We start from the raw sequence: 16619 nt of genomic DNA on the forward strand, positions 1-16619 counted from the left end.
TTTACGTTCAAACTTTATTAATTTTGAATGTTTCGAGCATTTCTTCTCTAGGGATGTCCTTTTTCCCGTGTACAATTGATTGTCGAATCTCTTCAATCGAATATGAACCACCACTGATTCCATATTGTTCTGGTAAATTGAGCAACAGGATGTCATCCTCCACTCGTTCTACTGACGAAATGGTCTCTTCCGTTTTAAACGATACAACTACACCTTTGTTGAAGTAATCGGCTAATTCGTTAGAAATCTCATAGTCGCCTTTCATCAATTTCTCGACGACAGAAAGGCGTTCATTTTCAAAATCATAGTCGTTATCTTTTTCGCACCACAAGTTCCCTTCGAACAATTTCTTGGCATTCGCTAAGAATAAGTGGGCAAAGAACATCCGATAGTACTGTTGCGAGAATGTAGTCTCCGTCTCTCCAACACCTAATTCGTAGTCAAAGAGGGATTTCGTCCGGACGACTTGATTTCGTGCTTTATCTAATACGTTATTCAAGTTTCTACCAATCTTCACTTCAATCGGGTAGAAATGCATTTTCAATTTACCTTCCGTCTCTTGAATACCAATTAAGAGTAAATCGTCTGAGTAGCTTCCCGATTTCCCTAGCGCCTTAACGGTAAACGGTGAGCTCGCGTGATTTAGACCAATTGCTTTTGCAACACGTAAGATTTCCTCTAGCGAAATCGGAACCCACGTGATGTCGTCGGTTGTGAACATAGCCAACGAATATTTCACAGCCGCCAACAAACTGAATTTTTCTCGACTCTTATGGATGTTTCGAGCTGTCTCATTGCTGAGCCCTTGTTGGATCATAGAGAGCAGCCATTCACCGTTGATGACGTTGAACGTTTGAATAATCTCTTTGATACTCTCATCTGTATTCAAATCAGGTTTTTCATGGTTCAAATAATCTTTAATGACCGCTTGATATTGCGCTGTTTTTTTCGTAACAGTAATCGCATCATACCGGTAAGAAGAAGATTGATCGTTATAGTGAATGATAATCAATTCATTATCGGGATTTCCTTGCTTAGATGAAAAATATCCAAGGTCAACAGTCGGTTCAATTAACGTGACCCAATGAGAACTTTCATAGATATTCTGCAACTTGTAGCCATCTCTAGCATCAGTAATACTAGCCAGTGCCGTGACACCATGTGCGAATGAACTACTACCGTTGTCTTTCATATGAACGTTCAATTCATTAAACGACTTAGCACAGCGCAAGAGTAAATCATTGTCTTCAATTTCATAACCGCGAAGTCCAAAGCCCATACTAAATTGCCCGTCTTTGATGGTCGGTGCGAGCGTCGAATACAAACCACTCATCGCATTACCGCTCTTAATGTACTCCATTTTATCGGTAATGACTTGCTCCTCACCACTCATTTTATAGAAACTAATGTGAGCATAATCAAAATCATTAAATTGCTCATTTTGAATATGATAGTGATTGATGAACGATTGAATCTTCTCTGCCACTTCTTGTGGAGAAAGAATAAAGTTTTTTGGAATGAGCGTGTATAAATACTCAAACTGTTCCCAATCCTCTTCCATAAAATCTTTAGCTGCAAATTGATCGAATGCACTTCTGTATCGACCGGAATCGCAATAAAGTTTTACTTCAACAGGAATCACTTCATCTTTATTCTTTTCGTAGCTGTCTTTCAGTTGACGGAAAATCCATTCAACAACACCTTTTAATACCATCTCATCATTTCGAATTTCAATCACATTTAAATATAAAGGCGCTCTAACGACTTGATTTGTCTGATAAAACAGCGAGGTGAAGTGGTCTACAAATTGATTTAATTTTTCTTTGACCACTTCTGATAGGAAGCGGTCAGCCTCAGCTACAACAACTTCTTCCTTTACTCGATAAATCATCCACTCTGGTAAATTCGACTGAGCTTCTGCTTTATATGCTTTACCTTCAAACCATAGGTATGGAGCCAGTGCATCTGCGCGTAAACGTTTAAGCACACTTTCTGATACTTCTTCATCTCCAAGTTGCGTATTCAACTCTAATTGAAACGCGACGTTAACCGGATGGAATGGAGTGAAATAGACGATTTCTTCTTTTTTATTAAACAACACGCCTAATTTTAAAATCGAGTGTCCGACTTCAAATAACCGATCGGCCTCTTGAATCGATTCAATCGCTTTTACATAAGCTTGCACATAATTCAAAGCGACTCGCTTATATTCATCATCCCAATATGCTAACATCGGGACAGTCTTTTTGATTTTAAAGTGATTTAGGAATAGGTTGTACGCTTCTCTCAGCTCATAGAAAGCACCAAACTCTAGATTGACAGGACTGATGACACCGGAAGACAATACAGCTGTTTGCATACTTTGATCAAGCCATTCCATTTCATACTCTAAAAAATCTTTATATTCATTCTGTGGATAGTAAATTTGGTTCTTTAAAATTAATTTCCCATCTGTACCGTGGACAATCGAAGAACGCTTCTCACGTTTCTCTTTGTACAATCTAATATTTGCGATTGGATGCGGTTTAGAGGCATCAACACTAAGCTTGATATTAATTGGAGTTGATTCTCCAACGCTTAACTGCAAAAATTGATCTTCTTCAAACAAATCTTGATCAAAATGATACGTGACGTTCGGTTCATCATCTACTTTTACTAGCGCTTGCTCTTGAGAGACAGGGGTTTGTGAACCGTCCCCTAATCGTAGCTCGCCTTCTTTATTCCCTAAAATCAAATATTCGATATCGTTCCCTTTCATCCGCTTCACTTCATAAGTTCCAGCGTAGTCTTTAAAGACCTCGCTCGAGAATGGGAACACCATAATATTTAACTCTGAATAGAGTGTGTTTTCATTTTTCACTTTGTATTTCACCGTACACTGTGTGGCGCCCTGCGTTTGAGTAGATGTAAGCGTCATATATAAATTATTTGTTTTCACACTTGGCGTCACTTCAAGTAAAGGATTGCAATATTCAATTTTGATTTGTGATTCTTCTAAACTCTTGCGCACACCCTTTCCTTCAATCACATACTTAGCTCGCAATTTGATTTCTTGCTCGTGAGACGGATTGAAGATGGCGACATAGCGCGTACGCTTTCCAGTCTTAGTCGTTTTGTGTGGTCGATCCCAAACGACTACCGACGAATGTTCATTGACGACTGTAATTTCATCAATTTCAAACACTTTATTGTTCTTTTCAGCTTTAAGCTTGATGACTTCTTGTAAGGTGAGTTCGTTCCAATGGTCATGCTTCAGTTTATTGACACCTTGTTCATTGAATTTTTTAGGTAATTGCGTCTCAACTGTTTCGTTAAAATGACTGTCTTGAACAAATTCAAATAAATCTCTGTTTTCACGCAGTCTTTCTCGTATTTCTTTTTTGGAAGATGTCTGCACAAATGATTCGAGTTCTTGGTCATGGAAGAATCGTAGCGTTAGAAAATCAGACTTTGAAAGTTCTGATTTTTGCATGAGGGATAAGATTTCTTCAAAATCAAAGAACGAGACACCTTTGAACGAACTGAACTCTTCTTCAATTTCTTTCAAATGAAAATCAATTACTTCAACCAACGCGCCTTTACGTTCGGCCATCTGTTTTAATTCACTCTTCAGTTCTTCTAGAATTTTTTGTGGGTTCAAAGGCATTCCTTCTTTTTGAAGGTTGGCGCCGCCACCATCAATACTGTCGAGCTGTCCATGATAAATCACAAGAAGTGAGCGGTTCACGCCTTCCCCTTCTTGTTCACTGACCAAGTTGCGAAGCTTAACAAAGAAATCAGGTTGAATTCCCTCGATTTGAGTCGCAATAATCAACTCGCTTGTCCCGTAATCAATTGCAATTGTGCGGTATTCAGTAACACCGTTCAGCTCGTACTCAAACATTTTAACTCGTTCGCTTGCTTCTTGTTCAAGATAGTCTTTCAAATATTTAACATGACTTTCTTCTTCTAGCTGCAAGTAATATTTATCTCCAGGTTGCGGAGTGTTTACTAAAAAATGACCGTTTATTTTCTTCGTGACGTACTCATAAAATTGGTTTGACATACTGCGCCTCCCCACTATCGCTCTTCTTATCAATGACGTTTATTTTTTCTAATAATTGTAAAAGTGCTGTTGATGATTCGGTATCAAAATTGATGCCTCTTTGACTCAAACGCTCCAGCAGCTCTACAAATGTGATTCGATCATCTTTACAACTGACAGCACACATCAGGATCAACATTTCTTGGTTCAACGATAATACGTACCCTAAACGTCCTCGACGTTTCGTAAAGTGTGACTTTGCAATATTCTTTACGTGATCGCCATAACGTGACTGTGCCTCTTTAGGAGTCGTAATTTTCATCGTGTTAAATAATTGTTTAACCGCTTCGTTGAATGTCTCACTTCTCTTCACTTGATTTTCTAAACCCGCATATGTGAGAATCCGTTCACTTTGCAAATCAATATCACTTAAAAATTGAATTTGGTCAGTCTCTTCTAAAGATTCAAAATACTTATAAACCTCATCGTAAGTCATGATTTTAGACTTATCTTGCTCTAATGATGGGTTATGAGAATTACAGCTTAACTGTGCCATCGTCAATTCATGTACAAATATATTCTCACTAGCACTATTTAATAAGCCCATACCAGAGTTCATTGTCTTACGTCTTGAGGTAACAGTCGTTTCGTGATGAATGGTATAAAACAACTTAGACGGCTGATGCCAATTAGAAGTTTCAAAATTATTAATCTTAATTGTCGTCTGGGAAACAACATAGTGTAAGTAGTACTTAAGTAAATGGTTGATTTCTTTCAAAAAATATTGAGGATGCTGTGCCAAATAGATCAAATCTTCGCCCAATAATTTTATTGGTAACGAAGAATATAAAGCATGCTCCACGGAATACTTTTTCTCAGTAAGGTTAGGCAGTAAATTCACAATCATTTTGTCTAACAATGTCTCGTTCTGCTCAGACTTAAAAATCTGTCTAATCTTTTCAATTTGTTCATCATCCAAAGCATGGTGCGTCAAGTCTGCTAAAAAAGTACCCAATTTTTTCTTAGTAGCAGGGTTCCCTTGAATGTACATAAACATACTCGGATGAGTAACATTCAATCCACCATCTCTTTGAAGAAGCAAATCACTGAAAAAGGTATGAATTTCATCTTCGTGTTCAGGTAAACTCTCGACTCGATCGAGCACCCCTTCTAAAAGGTGATCTGTATTGAATGATTTGGCTGATAAATCTTGATTGAGAAGTCTTCTAGAGAAAGCCCCGACTTCCTTTTCCCAATCTAAGAGGGCATTTTTAATCGAATCACTCTTCCCTGTAGTAAAAGGAAGAACTTGATAAAAATTCGAGGTTTGACGTTTTGCTATTTTTTTTCGATCTTTATCTAGCACAATCACTTGTTTCTCATCAAATATTTTTTCTGGTAATAATCTCATCATTTTACACCTACTTTCAGAACTTACAATTTACTGAACACAATTTTTTCTTCACTACTAAATGGATCTGCTTCTTGTTTTAAAACAAATGTTTCTCCCGTCTGAATTATATAAATCAACACTTCTTCATTGTTTGAATTATATGTGCGGATGGCATTTGCAAATTCGCTGAATCGAATCGCATCATCAAAATCAATTTTGGAAGGTTGATAACCTTGATCAATTTTCGTAATCAAATTGAACATTTTATAATCGATTTCAAGTTTGATTCTTTGTTTATTCTCACCTACAGCGAACTGAATAAATAATGAGTTGCGGAACTGAACGACTTGTTCTTCATTCTTCGCCACCATGCTGATTGGGTCTAATGTGAAGCTGACCGGTTTTGCGATGCGATAACGCTTTGAAACTTTTGCACTTGTATCAAATAGATATTTCTTTTGGTCTTTTTTGAAACCAAACCATAACATGAGCGCATTTTCGAATTTCTCATAAAGTGACTTGAGCTCATATCTTTGTCCCGTGTAATAGGCGTACAGATATTTTGAAAATGTCTCAATAGTTGTTTGAGAAATGTTCATCTCTCGAGGGTTAGATAGATAAAGTAACCGCAGCAGCGATTGCGTATGCTCGGTGATGAGCTCTCGATCCAATAAATCAAGTTGATACGTTTGTCTAGTCGACTCATCGAACCTAGAAACGAACCCACTTACGTCAGCTTCAAGATTAATTTGAAGAATGATTTGATCAATTTCTTCAGAACGATAAGCAATTGGATCCTCGTTTCTTAACATGACAGAAATCGGGGAATCATTTTGACTCGTAAAGATCTTTTGATGAAGACCATGAATGAGTAACGTTTCAAGCACAATTTTCTGTTTACTTATGTTTGACCAATTTCCTGGAACCATCACTTCATAAATTAAATTGAAAAATTGACGCATCGATAAAACCGCTTTTTCCTTTAAGAGAGAACGGGCGATTAGATTCACAAGGTTGCGTCGTGCATTCAAGTTGTTCATGAGTAAAAAGTTGCGATGGACGATGGAGTCAATACCTTGCCTCACATCCTCTTCATATGCCAAATAAAATGGATTGTCATCGTTCTGATCGAACATCTTCGATAATATTTGCATTAAGAAGTTCGACTCCACTCCACCCTTCGTGAGCTCATACATTGGATAGTCCGAAAAACTAACCATTGAAAAACACTCATGCTCTAAGGCTTGAGAAATTTCATTCTCAAAGATTCCTGATTGCTCGACGTATGCTATTAACTCGCTAAATGTATAGTCATTGTCCAATGAATTTACGTAGTCATACAAAAACTTATGTAATACACCTAGGTTTATAGCCAAAACAAACTCATCTGAGCCTTCCGTCAATCGTTGGTCCGAAAATGGAATGAGCTTCTCAAATAAGGTTTCCATCGCTGTCTTATGAGGAGAAAGACTTTCAGTTGCATCATTCCAAATTTTATTTTTATATCGGTTCATCAATTCAGGCTCAGCAGACTGTAGATGTGATAAGATGTGTGACTTTCCATCGCCTACACTACCAATTAAGAGCGTTAATCGCTTTTGCTCAGGTTGCTGTAAAAGCTGAACTAATTTTTTCTCGATTGGTCGTTCAACGTGTAGATATTTCTTTAGAGAGCTTAATGGAAGTTCGGCACTTTCAACAGCCTCTTTTGATGACTCGTTTAATCTTGATAAAAGGCTGTAAAGATAACTCTCATTGCGACTCTCAATATGAGGAACAAACTCGTACAATCTATTTGTTTCTTCTTCGATTGTCACTACGGGTGATTCTTCCACTTTGTTATTGACCTCTAGCGCCCGAAGCTTAGCCTTGAGCTGTTCTTCTACGATTTTCAGAATATCGTCATGACTCACCCCATCGTTCTTGGGAGTAGGAGGCTTAGGTGGCGCATACTTAGGAACTGCAGGTGGATTTTCGTAACTTAAGACGTATGAATCGACAATATTATATAGACTTGACCAAATTTTCGGTAGAATTTCATGTGCTTCTTTCGTGAATAATTCATGAGCTGCATTGTTTCCATTCTTACGTACATAATGAAGATCGGTCGCAATCGTGCGGTCAATAATTTCTTCGGTTAAAAGAATTCGAATATTGTCATTCAAATTATATGTATTCTGGAGACCACAAACTTCTAACCATCCATTTACGATGGCTTCAATCATTTTCCGTGAATTCAATAAGGCGCTCTCAGGGTCAGTATAGTACTTATCTTGAACTATTTGCCCTAACTCTTCTGCCTTTGAATTAATGGGTTTTAGAAATGAGAAAAAGTATTCCATGTCATTCATTCCTTTCGATCGACCTTAACAACTTTTTTATTAACTATATTCTTTATTATATCTATAATAAGAGTATATGGTAGGTTTTACCTACTCCTATATATGATAAAGGAGCTATAATATGGATTCAACAATTCAATTTCCTTCTTTACCTTCATGGTTCACACCTCGAGACTATCAACTTGAAGCCATTTCAGAATGGAGAGCCAATAATTATCAGGGTCTATTAGAGATGGCCACCGGCACCGGAAAAACTCTTACGGCGCTCACTGCTATCACAAAACGATTTGAGGAAAGCGGTCGTTTAGCTGTGATTATTTTATGTCCTTATCAGCACTTGGTCGATCAATGGGCTAAAGATGCTAAAACCTTTAGGATGGATCCAATCCTTTGTTACGGTTCAAAATCTCAATGGAGCGCTACTCTTTCAGGAAAAATCACGCAATATAATTTCAAAATCAAAAATTTCATGTGTGTCATCACCACCAACAGTACATTCAAAAATGCACATTTCCAGGCTCAACTTAATCGAATTGCAGATGCAGGCATGCTTGTCGCCGACGAGGCTCACAATTTAGGAACGAAGCAATCGTTGCAGTCGCTTCCTGTACAATTTAAAAATCGATTAGCATTGAGCGCTACTCCAATTCGGCATCACGATGAAATCGGAACCGAGCAGTTGTTAAATTATTTTGGTGGATCAATATATAAGTTTACTTTGGAAGAAGCCATTAAAAAAGGCTTTTTGACGAAGTATTATTACTACCCTCATTTAGTGTCACTTACTGAAGAAGAACTTGAGATTTATCATGAGCTTACAAATAAAATTTCGAAATTGATTAACCTGTCTGATGATAAATCAATCGAATCGTCAGGGAATGATACAGGAATGTTAGAGATGCTGTTAATTAAGCGGGCCCGTTTAATTAATGCAGCGCAAGAGAAAGATATATTGTTGAAGCAGCAACTTAGCACTCAAGATAATTTGACTCATACCATCGTGTATTGTGGTGATCATTCTAAGGAAGACCAACGACACGTCGATCACATTGCTCAATTCTTAAACGATGATTTGAAAATAACAGCCAAAACCTTCACTTCGACTGAAACAAAAGAACTTCGCCAGACGTTGCTAAGAGATTTCTCAGAGAATAACATTCAGGCGCTCGTTGCCATCCGTTGTTTAGATGAGGGTGTAGACGTTCCTTCGGCTGAGACCGCTTACATTTTAGCCAGTACAACCAACCCAAAAGAGTTCATTCAACGCCGCGGACGTATTTTAAGAAAGCACCCAGGAAAAGAGTATGCTTATATTCACGATTACATCGTGATTCCTCGTCCCTTGTCTGAAATCGACTTGCTCACGGATAAAGAATTTAACATTGAAAGACGACTATTGATGAATGAATTGAAACGAGTGAATGAATTTGCATCAATCTCAGAAAACCATTATCAAGCACTTCGTGTTTTAAACCCAATAAAAGAGGCATTTAATCTTGTCGACCTATAATGAATTATGAGGTGAATACAATGAATCCGAATCAATCAACCAACGAAAAAGATGTATATGCATTATTGAGTGAGCTATCAGAAACTGAACAACAGATTCTGCAAAATATTATTCGTTTAGAGAAGGACTACTTAGACAAAGAAGGATCATTTACTGCTGCACAGCTCCCTGATGAATTCTCTAGACTAATCAAAAAGGAGTACATCTAACATGATTCTTAAGCAAATCGTCATTGAAAATTTCCGCCAATACTATGGGCAGAGCGAAGTTGAATTTGCACATGGATCCAGTAAAAACGTTACTGTCATTCATGGAGAAAATGGTAGTGGTAAAACCGCTCTATTAACTGCTTTAATTTGGGGATTTTATGGTCGAGAACTTAAATTACCGAACCCTGAGTCCATTTTCAACAACAAAGCCATTCAAGAAAGTACAATTAATCGTAACGATTTAAGCACATCAGTTCAAATCAAATTCGAACATAATGAATACGAATATGAACTGTGCAGGGTATTATATGCAAAATTTGATGACGAAAAAAATGTACTGAATTTACCTAAAAATAAAACAATCAATCAAAAAGTCGAACTGACAAAACGAAACGTAGATACGAATCAATCAACAAAAATTAAAGATATCTCATATGAAATCAATCGAATCTTGCCATATAAACTGCATACATTCTTTTTCTTCGATGGTGAACGCATGGATCACCTAGGGAAAAAAGAAGCTTACACGGAAATTCGAGATTCAATTAAACGGATGATGGGGTTAGAATTATTTGATAACTCAATCGAGCATCTAAGCAAAACCATTATTAAATTGCGTGACGAAGTTTCTAAAAATGTTAAAAGTGAACTGAGTGAGAAATATGTACGTATTAACCAACTCGAGGATGACAAAGGTAAAAAGAAACATCGCCTCGCTGAAACAAAACAAGAACTAACTGCCGCTCAAAATGAATTGAAAAGTATCGAAAATGCACTTCGTAACGGTGAAGAGACAAGAACGTTTCAAGTCACTCGAGATCATCTTGTCGAATCCATCATTGAAACGAAAAACGCTTTTGATGACAAATTAAAAGAGTTAAGAAGTTTATTGTCTCGTTCAGGCCACTTAGCTTTTTCGACTTTGCCATTGAAAAGATTTCAACGAATTGCTCATTCTGACAGTCGAGACACGATTGAAAAATTAATTCATCCCGAATTAATTCCAACTCTACTTTCAAGTGGTAAATGTCTTTGTGGGCACGAACTTGAAACAGCTACAATCTCGACATTAGAAAAAGTTCAGCAAGAAGTATTAGACGTATCAAGTTCAAAAAATGAAATGGACCACCTCTATTTCCAGTTAAGCGGTTGGGAAGTTGCGAGAACGCATTTCTATGCTGAAATTAGACGTCTCGTTGGAGAACGTGAGGAATTAAGAGAGACACTTAGAGGCTTGGAAGAAGAGTTACGTGAAATCGAAGAGCGAATGAAGGCGAGTTCACGCAATATCGAAAACTCTACTAATTTAATTGAAAGAGAATCTTCAGTTCGTACTGCCATTGTAAAAGCAGAGGCTAATATCGAAGACTTACTTCGCTCAATTGAAGAAATTTCAAAGGAAGAAGAACAACTGAATAAAGAAGTGAGTAAATTGACCAAGGCAGAAGAGCGACAGCTTAAACTCCAACTTGCGCTAGACTCTGCGACAAAAGTAAAAAACACTTTGGTTGGTCTTCTGAAGTTAAGAGAATCTCAGGTTAAATCGGAGTTAGAAGAGAAAATTAAACTGACCTATTCACAATTGTTAAGAAAAGATTATCCGATATCGTTAACGGAAAATTATGAACTCCTTGTTTCTGATGTAAACGGCGGAAGTATTGGATTATCACAGGGTGAATCGCAAATCACGAGCTTAGCTTTCATCGGAGCCATTGTCGATTTGACACGTGAATACAAAGACAAAGAAAAGGGTCATGCTTTAGATGAAGAGCTAAAGCTCGGAAACATTTTCCCGCTTGTCATGGATTCTCCTTTTGGGGCTCTTGATGCAGATCACCGCTCTCGTGTGGCGACAAATCTTCCTAAATTATCGGATCAAGTTGTCGTAATCGTGTCCACATCGCAGTGGCGTGGTGAGGTGGATGAAGCAATCAATCATCGTATTGGAAAATCATATAAATTACTCAACCATACGAATGATGAATCAGGTGAATATACGGAAATTGCGGAGGTAATGTAATGGCAAAACGTTCTTTACGCCGTGACGGCACACAAGATCATATGTACATGACGTTAAAAGAAGATGCACAATTATTTGATACTTACAAAGATATATTTATGGCAGCATTATTATTTGGTTATAGCAACGAGCGAAGAAAGAAAATCAAAGCCGGTTCAGAAATACCTCTATCTGTTTTCTCAGAGCAAGATTTGCAACTAATTAAACTAATTATGCATCTAGAAAATGCATTTGAAAATTTCTCAGTAGATCACGATTCAGAAGATGATGAGGAAGCACCTCTTGAAAACTTCGATATTATTGAAGAATATGCTGCTGGCGGATTGGACGCTTTATATCATGAGTTAGAAGTTTTTCTAACCGATTCGGAATCAGCTCAAAATGCTTACTTAGACTTAATGTTAAAGTATGAACAAAAAGAATTTAATACGGAAGATTTAATCAACGAACTCCCATTCAATTAACTCAAACTGCCTACAAACTCGAAATGAGTTTGTAGGCAGTTTTTTACTCCTCGATAACTTCCTCCAAAAACAATCCTTTCTCAAATCCACCCTTCCGCTCGCGCTTCTCAGCACGAATCGCATTCATCTCTTCAAACGAAGCCCCATGCATCTTTCCTAACTCATACGCGAGTTCAAGGATATCTGCCAGCTCTTCAAGGCACTCCTCATCAATATTCGCATCTTCATACTCTTTTAATTCTTCATATAGCTTGAGTCGTGCTTGTTCGAAATGTTCGGCTTGATTCAAGTGCTTGACGATGACCTGCTTCCCCTCTGCTTGAATCAGTTCAGGCACCCGGTCTCGAACCAACTTGTTATGCTTTACCATAGTTGCCTCCTACTCCACAATCTCAAACGCCTTCACATACACGACATGGTCGAGGAAAATGATCCACTCATCCTCGAACTGAACGAACCCGTCCGTCGCATGACGGAACGACTGATAAATCGATTCGAGCGCCGCATAACGACTCTCCGCTTCCACCACTTGCGTCAACACCTCATCGTTAATCATATGGAACTCAATTTCGAACTGTTTCATTGTTTCCACTCCCTTTCACTCGATTCAACACTCTCATAACTCTTTTCCCCATTCCGTCCCAGACTCCTCTCGAAACCAAGACGAAAATTTTCTCGGCTATCAACAGGAAATTTTTTCCTATAAACTATGATAAATAGTCATAAAATTACGTGTTCTTACATATTTAATAATGACTATTTCATTCCACCAAGAGAGGAAGCTTCCAATGGCCTATGATTTTGAATGCAAACATTCAACGAAACGGTTTGATAACGGCGACATCGCGACGCTCGCGCTTGATGATGTGAACCTTCACTTCGCCCACGGTGACTTCATCTCGATTATCGGTCCATCCGGTTCAGGAAAATCGACGCTACTCAGCTTGATTGGTACGCTCGATCGTCCGACCGATGGCACGCTCTTGTTCAACGGCGAACCGATCTCGACCTTGTCCGCAAAACAGCTCGCCGACTTCCGCTTCGACAACATCGGTTTCATCTTCCAACAGTTCCACTTGATCCCGACATTGACGGCACTCGAGAACGTCATGGCACCGCTGTTCGGACGGAAAGTCGATTATGACGGGGAGGAACGGGCGCTCGAACTGTTGAAAGAAGTCGGACTGAGCGATAAGGCGAACTCGCTGCCGTCGCAACTGTCCGGTGGCCAGCAACAACGCGTCGCCGTCGCCCGGGCCCTCATCCACCGTCCGAAGTGGCTGCTCGCGGATGAGCCGACCGGGAACCTCGACACGCATACAGGTGATATCATCTTCGACCTGTTGACGCGTCTGAATCGGGACAACGGCTGTGGCGTCTTGTTTGTCACGCACGACCCGGAACTCGCCGACCGGGCGAACCGAAAAATCGAGATGCGCGACGGGCAGGTCGTCGCCATGAGCGACGTCCATCATGCTTAAGTTTATCTGGAACTCATGGTGGCGGAATAAGGAACGCTTCATCCTACTCATGGTCGGGATGCTCATCGTCAGTACCGGGCTCAGCTATTTGCTTGGGGTGACCCAGGCGAACAACGGCACGGTCGTCAACGAACTGCAAAAACGATGGGACTCGTCGTACCATATCGTCGTCCGTCCAGAAGGCAGCCGCAGCGTGACCGAGGACTTGAACTTGCTCGAGCCGAACTATATGAGCGGGCTCGAGGGCGGGATTACGCGCGAACAGTACGAGACGATTCAACAGATTGCCGACATCGATGTCGCGGCACCAATCGCCATGATCGGATCGACCTATTCAAGCTCGTTCACTCAAACGCATACGTTTGATAAAGCGGGTCTTTATCGCCTCAAGATGAACACACTCATCGATACGGGCATTGAAAAAATCAATGACTTCCAAAACTTGAAAGCCTACTTTTGGGTCGGCTGGATGCCGAACGGCGATTCGACCCACATCGGCATCGGTCCGACCGCCCTGTATGAAGAATTCCCACTCGATTACGGAAGCGATGTCATGCTCGCTGGGATTGACCCGGTCGCCGAAGCGAAACTCGTCGGCTTAGACGATGCCGTACAAGCAACAGAGTTCAGTCGTTATTTCAATGATGAGGATGTCCCAGAGCCTTACGATGAGGACATCACGACGATTCCGATTTTGATGAGTACAAAAGACTATGTCGATGCCTCGATCAACTACACGATTGAAGAAGTGGATGTCGATACGACTGATCAAGAGGCATTCATCAAAACGTATCTCGAGAAAGGGAAAGATGAATACCTCGATAGCTTGAAAGGGACAAAAGTCGCCTCATACGACTTTACGGCTCAACAAATGCACGACAATATCACAAAACACATTTTAGAAGGGAAACCTCAGCCACAAGATCCTCGCCTCACCATGGAATATACGTGGATTGCGGAGAAGGCGTCGCCACTCGTCTATGAAGGCGTGACGAGCCCGTTCCCGAAACGTTGGCCATACTCGTATCAAATCAAGCCGTTCCTCGCTGAGGGTCAAGTGGCTTACGGCCAAGAAAGTATGTATCGAAAGGCAAATAGATACGCGGAAGACCTCAACGATGCACCGAAAGTGAAATATAACTACATCGGATTATTCGACCCATCGAAACTGAAGCTGTCAAAAGATCCGCTGACGGAACTCCCGATGGAGACGTATTTCCCGGCGAGCGCCGATTGGGTCATGAACTCGAAAGACGAACCGGTCAACCCACCGACGACGGTCAAGCCGACGAACAACCCGTACAGCTTCCTCACGAAACCACCTTCGATGTTGACGACGCTCGATGCCGCGTTCGCCATCGCCGGTGACAAAGCCATCTCGGCGATTCGCGTCAACGTGAAAGGCGTCGATGTCTTAAACGAAGAGAGTGAAGCGAAACTGCAAGCGGTCGCCAAAGAGATTGAAGACAAGACCGGCCTCATCACGGACGTCACGCTCGGCTCGTCTCCACAATATGCCGTCACGTATCTCCCAGGACTCAAAGGCGAAAGCGCCCTCGGCTGGATTCAACAGCCGTGGATTAAACTCGGTTCGTCGATCACCATCTTCCAAGAAGCAAAACTCGGCTTTTCCGGCGTCGTCGCAAGTGTCATTCTCGTCGCGATGCTATACGTGTTCAGCTCGAACATCATCATGCTGTATGCGCGAAAGAAAGAGTTCGCCATTCTGTTATCGCTTGGTTGGAGACCGAGCCAACTGTCGAAACTCTTGTTCCTAGAGGCGACGATTCTCGGTTCGATGGTCGCCCTCATCTCGTGGATGATTCTCGGGACGTTCCTGTGGACGGCAGCCGGCTCGACATCGATTGCCCGCATCGTCTTGATCGGCTTGGCCGGTCTGTTGATTTATTGGCTCGGGACGCTCATCCCGATTCGACTCGTCCGACGCATCAAACCGTATGAAACGATGCAGTCTGGCGAAGTGTCGAAAGGACGCCGCCTGCTCCGCTCCCGCTCGAGCGTCGGCATGAGTTTGAACCAGCTCGTGACGTATTGGCCGCGGACGACGTTGTCGATTCTCGCCATCGCCTTACCGACGAGTCTATTCGGCTTCTTCCTGTTCGTCACATTCCGCCTCCAAGGCGTCTTGTATACGACATGGATCGGCGAGTTCGTCGCCCTTGAAGTCGGGACAATGCATTACGTCGCCATGGGTGTCGCCTTGCTCATCGCCATGCTGACGACGACCGAGATCATGTGGCAAAACGTTTCGGAGCGCAAGCCACAGCTCGCCGTCTTGAAATCGCTCGGCTGGCAGAACACGTCCATTCGTCGCCTCGTCTTGACGGAAGGCGCGTTGACCGGTTTCTTCGCCGGGCTGCTCGGCGTGACGGTCACCATCATCATCGTCACCATCATGTATCAGAAGTTCCCGACGTCCGAGTTACCGTTCCTGTTCGCGACCATCTTCATCCCGGTCGTGACCGGTGTGATGCGGACACGTCGTCAACCAGAAAAAAGTAGAAAAACGGTTCCGTCTCGTGCTCGGCACGACCGCGACCGCTCTCGTCGTCGGTATCATCAGCTTGTTCGTCTTCACGTCTCCAGAAGTCAAACCGGTCATGGATGAGGCGAAGTCGACACCACCCCCAACCGCACAGACAACGGGTGCGAAACAGGCTGATTTAAAGGCTGATAAACCGAAAGAAACCAAAGCTACCACACCAAAAGAAGATAATCTTCAAAAAATCATGAACCTCGGTACGTTCCAAACGTTTATCGGGGATCCACTAATGAAGAAACGTGAATTCCAAGTCGGGGAACCGGTCTACGCCTCACCGGATGGGACCGAACCGGAAGCTGGAAAACGATTCGTCAATCTGCCCCTCTCTCTCTTTCATGAGGATGATGGATATGGCGGCACTATGGACTATCGACCGAACGGGTTCCGCATGTACACGCCAGACGGGAAAAAATATAGTCCAATCGATATGGTCAACCACAATAAAAAAGCGTTCAAAAACGGTTTTCGTTATTTCGCAGGCGAAAAATCCGAAATCGATTTGGTCTTCCTCGTTCCAGAGAAAGAGAAAACGCTCGTCTTGTATGCTTCAAGTGGCGCCATGCCGAAAGTGTATACCGTTAAAATTGATGTGCCTTAACCTGAATCACTTCGT

General features: G+C 41.4%; 12 protein-coding genes. 7 read left to right on the forward strand and 5 right to left on the reverse strand.

Annotated features, from left to right (window positions below; translation table 11 throughout):
* Positions 1-7 precede the first annotated feature (7 nt).
* The 3 genes from dptH to dptF are packed head-to-tail and all read right to left on the reverse strand — an operon-like array spanning position 8 to position 7759.
* Positions 8-4045, reverse strand: coding sequence for a DNA phosphorothioation-dependent restriction protein DptH (dptH, locus tag KNP68_RS05660; protein WP_214798993.1), 4038 nt, complete (start codon positions 4043-4045; stop codon positions 8-10).
* A complete protein-coding gene (gene dptG / locus KNP68_RS05665; protein ID WP_214798995.1) occupies positions 4026-5435 on the reverse strand; it encodes a DNA phosphorothioation-dependent restriction protein DptG in 1410 nt (469 codons plus the stop codon). The genes dptH and dptG overlap by 20 nt, the downstream gene beginning before the upstream one ends.
* Positions 5436-5458: 23 nt before the next feature.
* Positions 5459-7759 carry a DNA phosphorothioation-dependent restriction protein DptF gene (gene dptF, locus KNP68_RS05670; protein ID WP_214798997.1) on the reverse strand — a complete coding sequence of 767 codons (2301 nt, stop codon included), beginning with the start codon at positions 7757-7759 and terminating at the stop codon, positions 5459-5461.
* Between the two features lie 121 nt (positions 7760-7880).
* Here dptF and KNP68_RS05675 point away from each other — a divergent pair, with 121 nt between their 5' ends.
* The 4 genes from KNP68_RS05675 to KNP68_RS05690 are packed head-to-tail and all read left to right on the forward strand — an operon-like array spanning position 7881 to position 11962.
* Positions 7881-9269, forward strand: a complete 1389-nt coding sequence (locus KNP68_RS05675; protein WP_214798999.1) for a DNA phosphorothioation system restriction enzyme — start codon at positions 7881-7883, stop codon at positions 9267-9269.
* A 20-nt stretch (positions 9270-9289) separates the two neighbouring features.
* A complete protein-coding gene (locus KNP68_RS05680) occupies positions 9290-9478 on the forward strand; it encodes a hypothetical protein (RefSeq protein WP_058763140.1) in 189 nt (62 codons plus the stop codon).
* A 1-nt stretch (position 9479) separates the two neighbouring features.
* Positions 9480-11498: an AAA family ATPase gene (locus KNP68_RS05685; protein WP_214799001.1), complete on the forward strand. Its 2019-nt coding sequence runs from the start codon at positions 9480-9482 to the stop codon at positions 11496-11498.
* The gene (locus tag KNP68_RS05690; RefSeq protein ID WP_214799003.1) at positions 11498-11962 is read left to right on the forward strand and encodes a hypothetical protein; all 465 of its coding nucleotides are present in this window, start codon (positions 11498-11500) and stop codon (positions 11960-11962) included. The genes KNP68_RS05685 and KNP68_RS05690 overlap by 1 nt, the downstream gene beginning before the upstream one ends.
* Before the next feature lie 43 nt (positions 11963-12005).
* Here the strand turns inward: KNP68_RS05690 and KNP68_RS05695 are convergent, their stop codons facing one another.
* Positions 12006-12332, reverse strand: a complete 327-nt coding sequence (locus KNP68_RS05695; RefSeq protein WP_058763135.1) for a nucleoside triphosphate pyrophosphohydrolase — start codon at positions 12330-12332, stop codon at positions 12006-12008.
* 9 nt (positions 12333-12341) lie between these two features.
* Entirely contained in the window at positions 12342-12545 is a 204-nt protein-coding gene (locus tag KNP68_RS05700) for a hypothetical protein (protein ID WP_021066795.1), read from the reverse strand.
* A 205-nt stretch (positions 12546-12750) separates the two neighbouring features.
* On the opposite strand from KNP68_RS05700, the gene KNP68_RS05705 reads away from it, so the two are divergent.
* From KNP68_RS05705 to KNP68_RS05715, 3 genes are read left to right on the forward strand one after another with little or no spacing between them, the layout of a single operon-like run.
* Entirely contained in the window at positions 12751-13443 is a 693-nt protein-coding gene (locus KNP68_RS05705) for an ABC transporter ATP-binding protein (protein WP_214799005.1), read from the forward strand.
* Positions 13436-16072, forward strand: coding sequence for an ABC transporter permease (locus tag KNP68_RS05710; RefSeq protein ID WP_214799006.1), 2637 nt, complete (start codon positions 13436-13438; stop codon positions 16070-16072). Before KNP68_RS05705 ends, KNP68_RS05710 begins: the two co-directional genes overlap by 8 nt.
* Positions 15984-16604 (forward strand): hypothetical protein, encoded by a 621-nt coding sequence (locus KNP68_RS05715; RefSeq protein WP_131471039.1) that lies wholly within the window; start codon positions 15984-15986, stop codon positions 16602-16604. The genes KNP68_RS05710 and KNP68_RS05715 overlap by 89 nt, the downstream gene beginning before the upstream one ends.
* Positions 16605-16619: the final 15 nt, after the last annotated feature.

Origin of the sequence: Exiguobacterium sp. s50 (assembly GCF_018618175.1) — a bacterium.
GTDB classification, from domain to species: domain Bacteria; phylum Bacillota; class Bacilli; order Exiguobacteriales; family Exiguobacteriaceae; genus Exiguobacterium; species Exiguobacterium chiriqhucha.

Coding starts and splice junctions, on each gene's coding strand:
- KNP68_RS05705 (WP_214799005.1), top strand. CDS start 12,751: ATGGCCTATGATTTTGAATGCAAACATTCAACGAAACGGTTTGATAAC.
- KNP68_RS05680 (WP_058763140.1), top strand. CDS start 9,290: ATGAATCCGAATCAATCAACCAACGAAAAAGATGTATATGCATTATTG.
- KNP68_RS05675 (WP_214798999.1), top strand. CDS start 7,881: ATGGATTCAACAATTCAATTTCCTTCTTTACCTTCATGGTTCACACCT.
- KNP68_RS05710 (WP_214799006.1), top strand. CDS start 13,436: ATGCTTAAGTTTATCTGGAACTCATGGTGGCGGAATAAGGAACGCTTC.
- KNP68_RS05690 (WP_214799003.1), top strand. CDS start 11,498: ATGGCAAAACGTTCTTTACGCCGTGACGGCACACAAGATCATATGTAC.
- KNP68_RS05685 (WP_214799001.1), top strand. CDS start 9,480: ATGATTCTTAAGCAAATCGTCATTGAAAATTTCCGCCAATACTATGGG.
- dptF (WP_214798997.1), bottom strand. CDS start 7,759: ATGGAATACTTTTTCTCATTTCTAAAACCCATTAATTCAAAGGCAGAA.
- dptH (WP_214798993.1), bottom strand. CDS start 4,045: ATGTCAAACCAATTTTATGAGTACGTCACGAAGAAAATAAACGGTCAT.
- dptG (WP_214798995.1), bottom strand. CDS start 5,435: ATGAGATTATTACCAGAAAAAATATTTGATGAGAAACAAGTGATTGTG.
- KNP68_RS05700 (WP_021066795.1), bottom strand. CDS start 12,545: ATGAAACAGTTCGAAATTGAGTTCCATATGATTAACGATGAGGTGTTG.
- KNP68_RS05695 (WP_058763135.1), bottom strand. CDS start 12,332: ATGGTAAAGCATAACAAGTTGGTTCGAGACCGGGTGCCTGAACTGATT.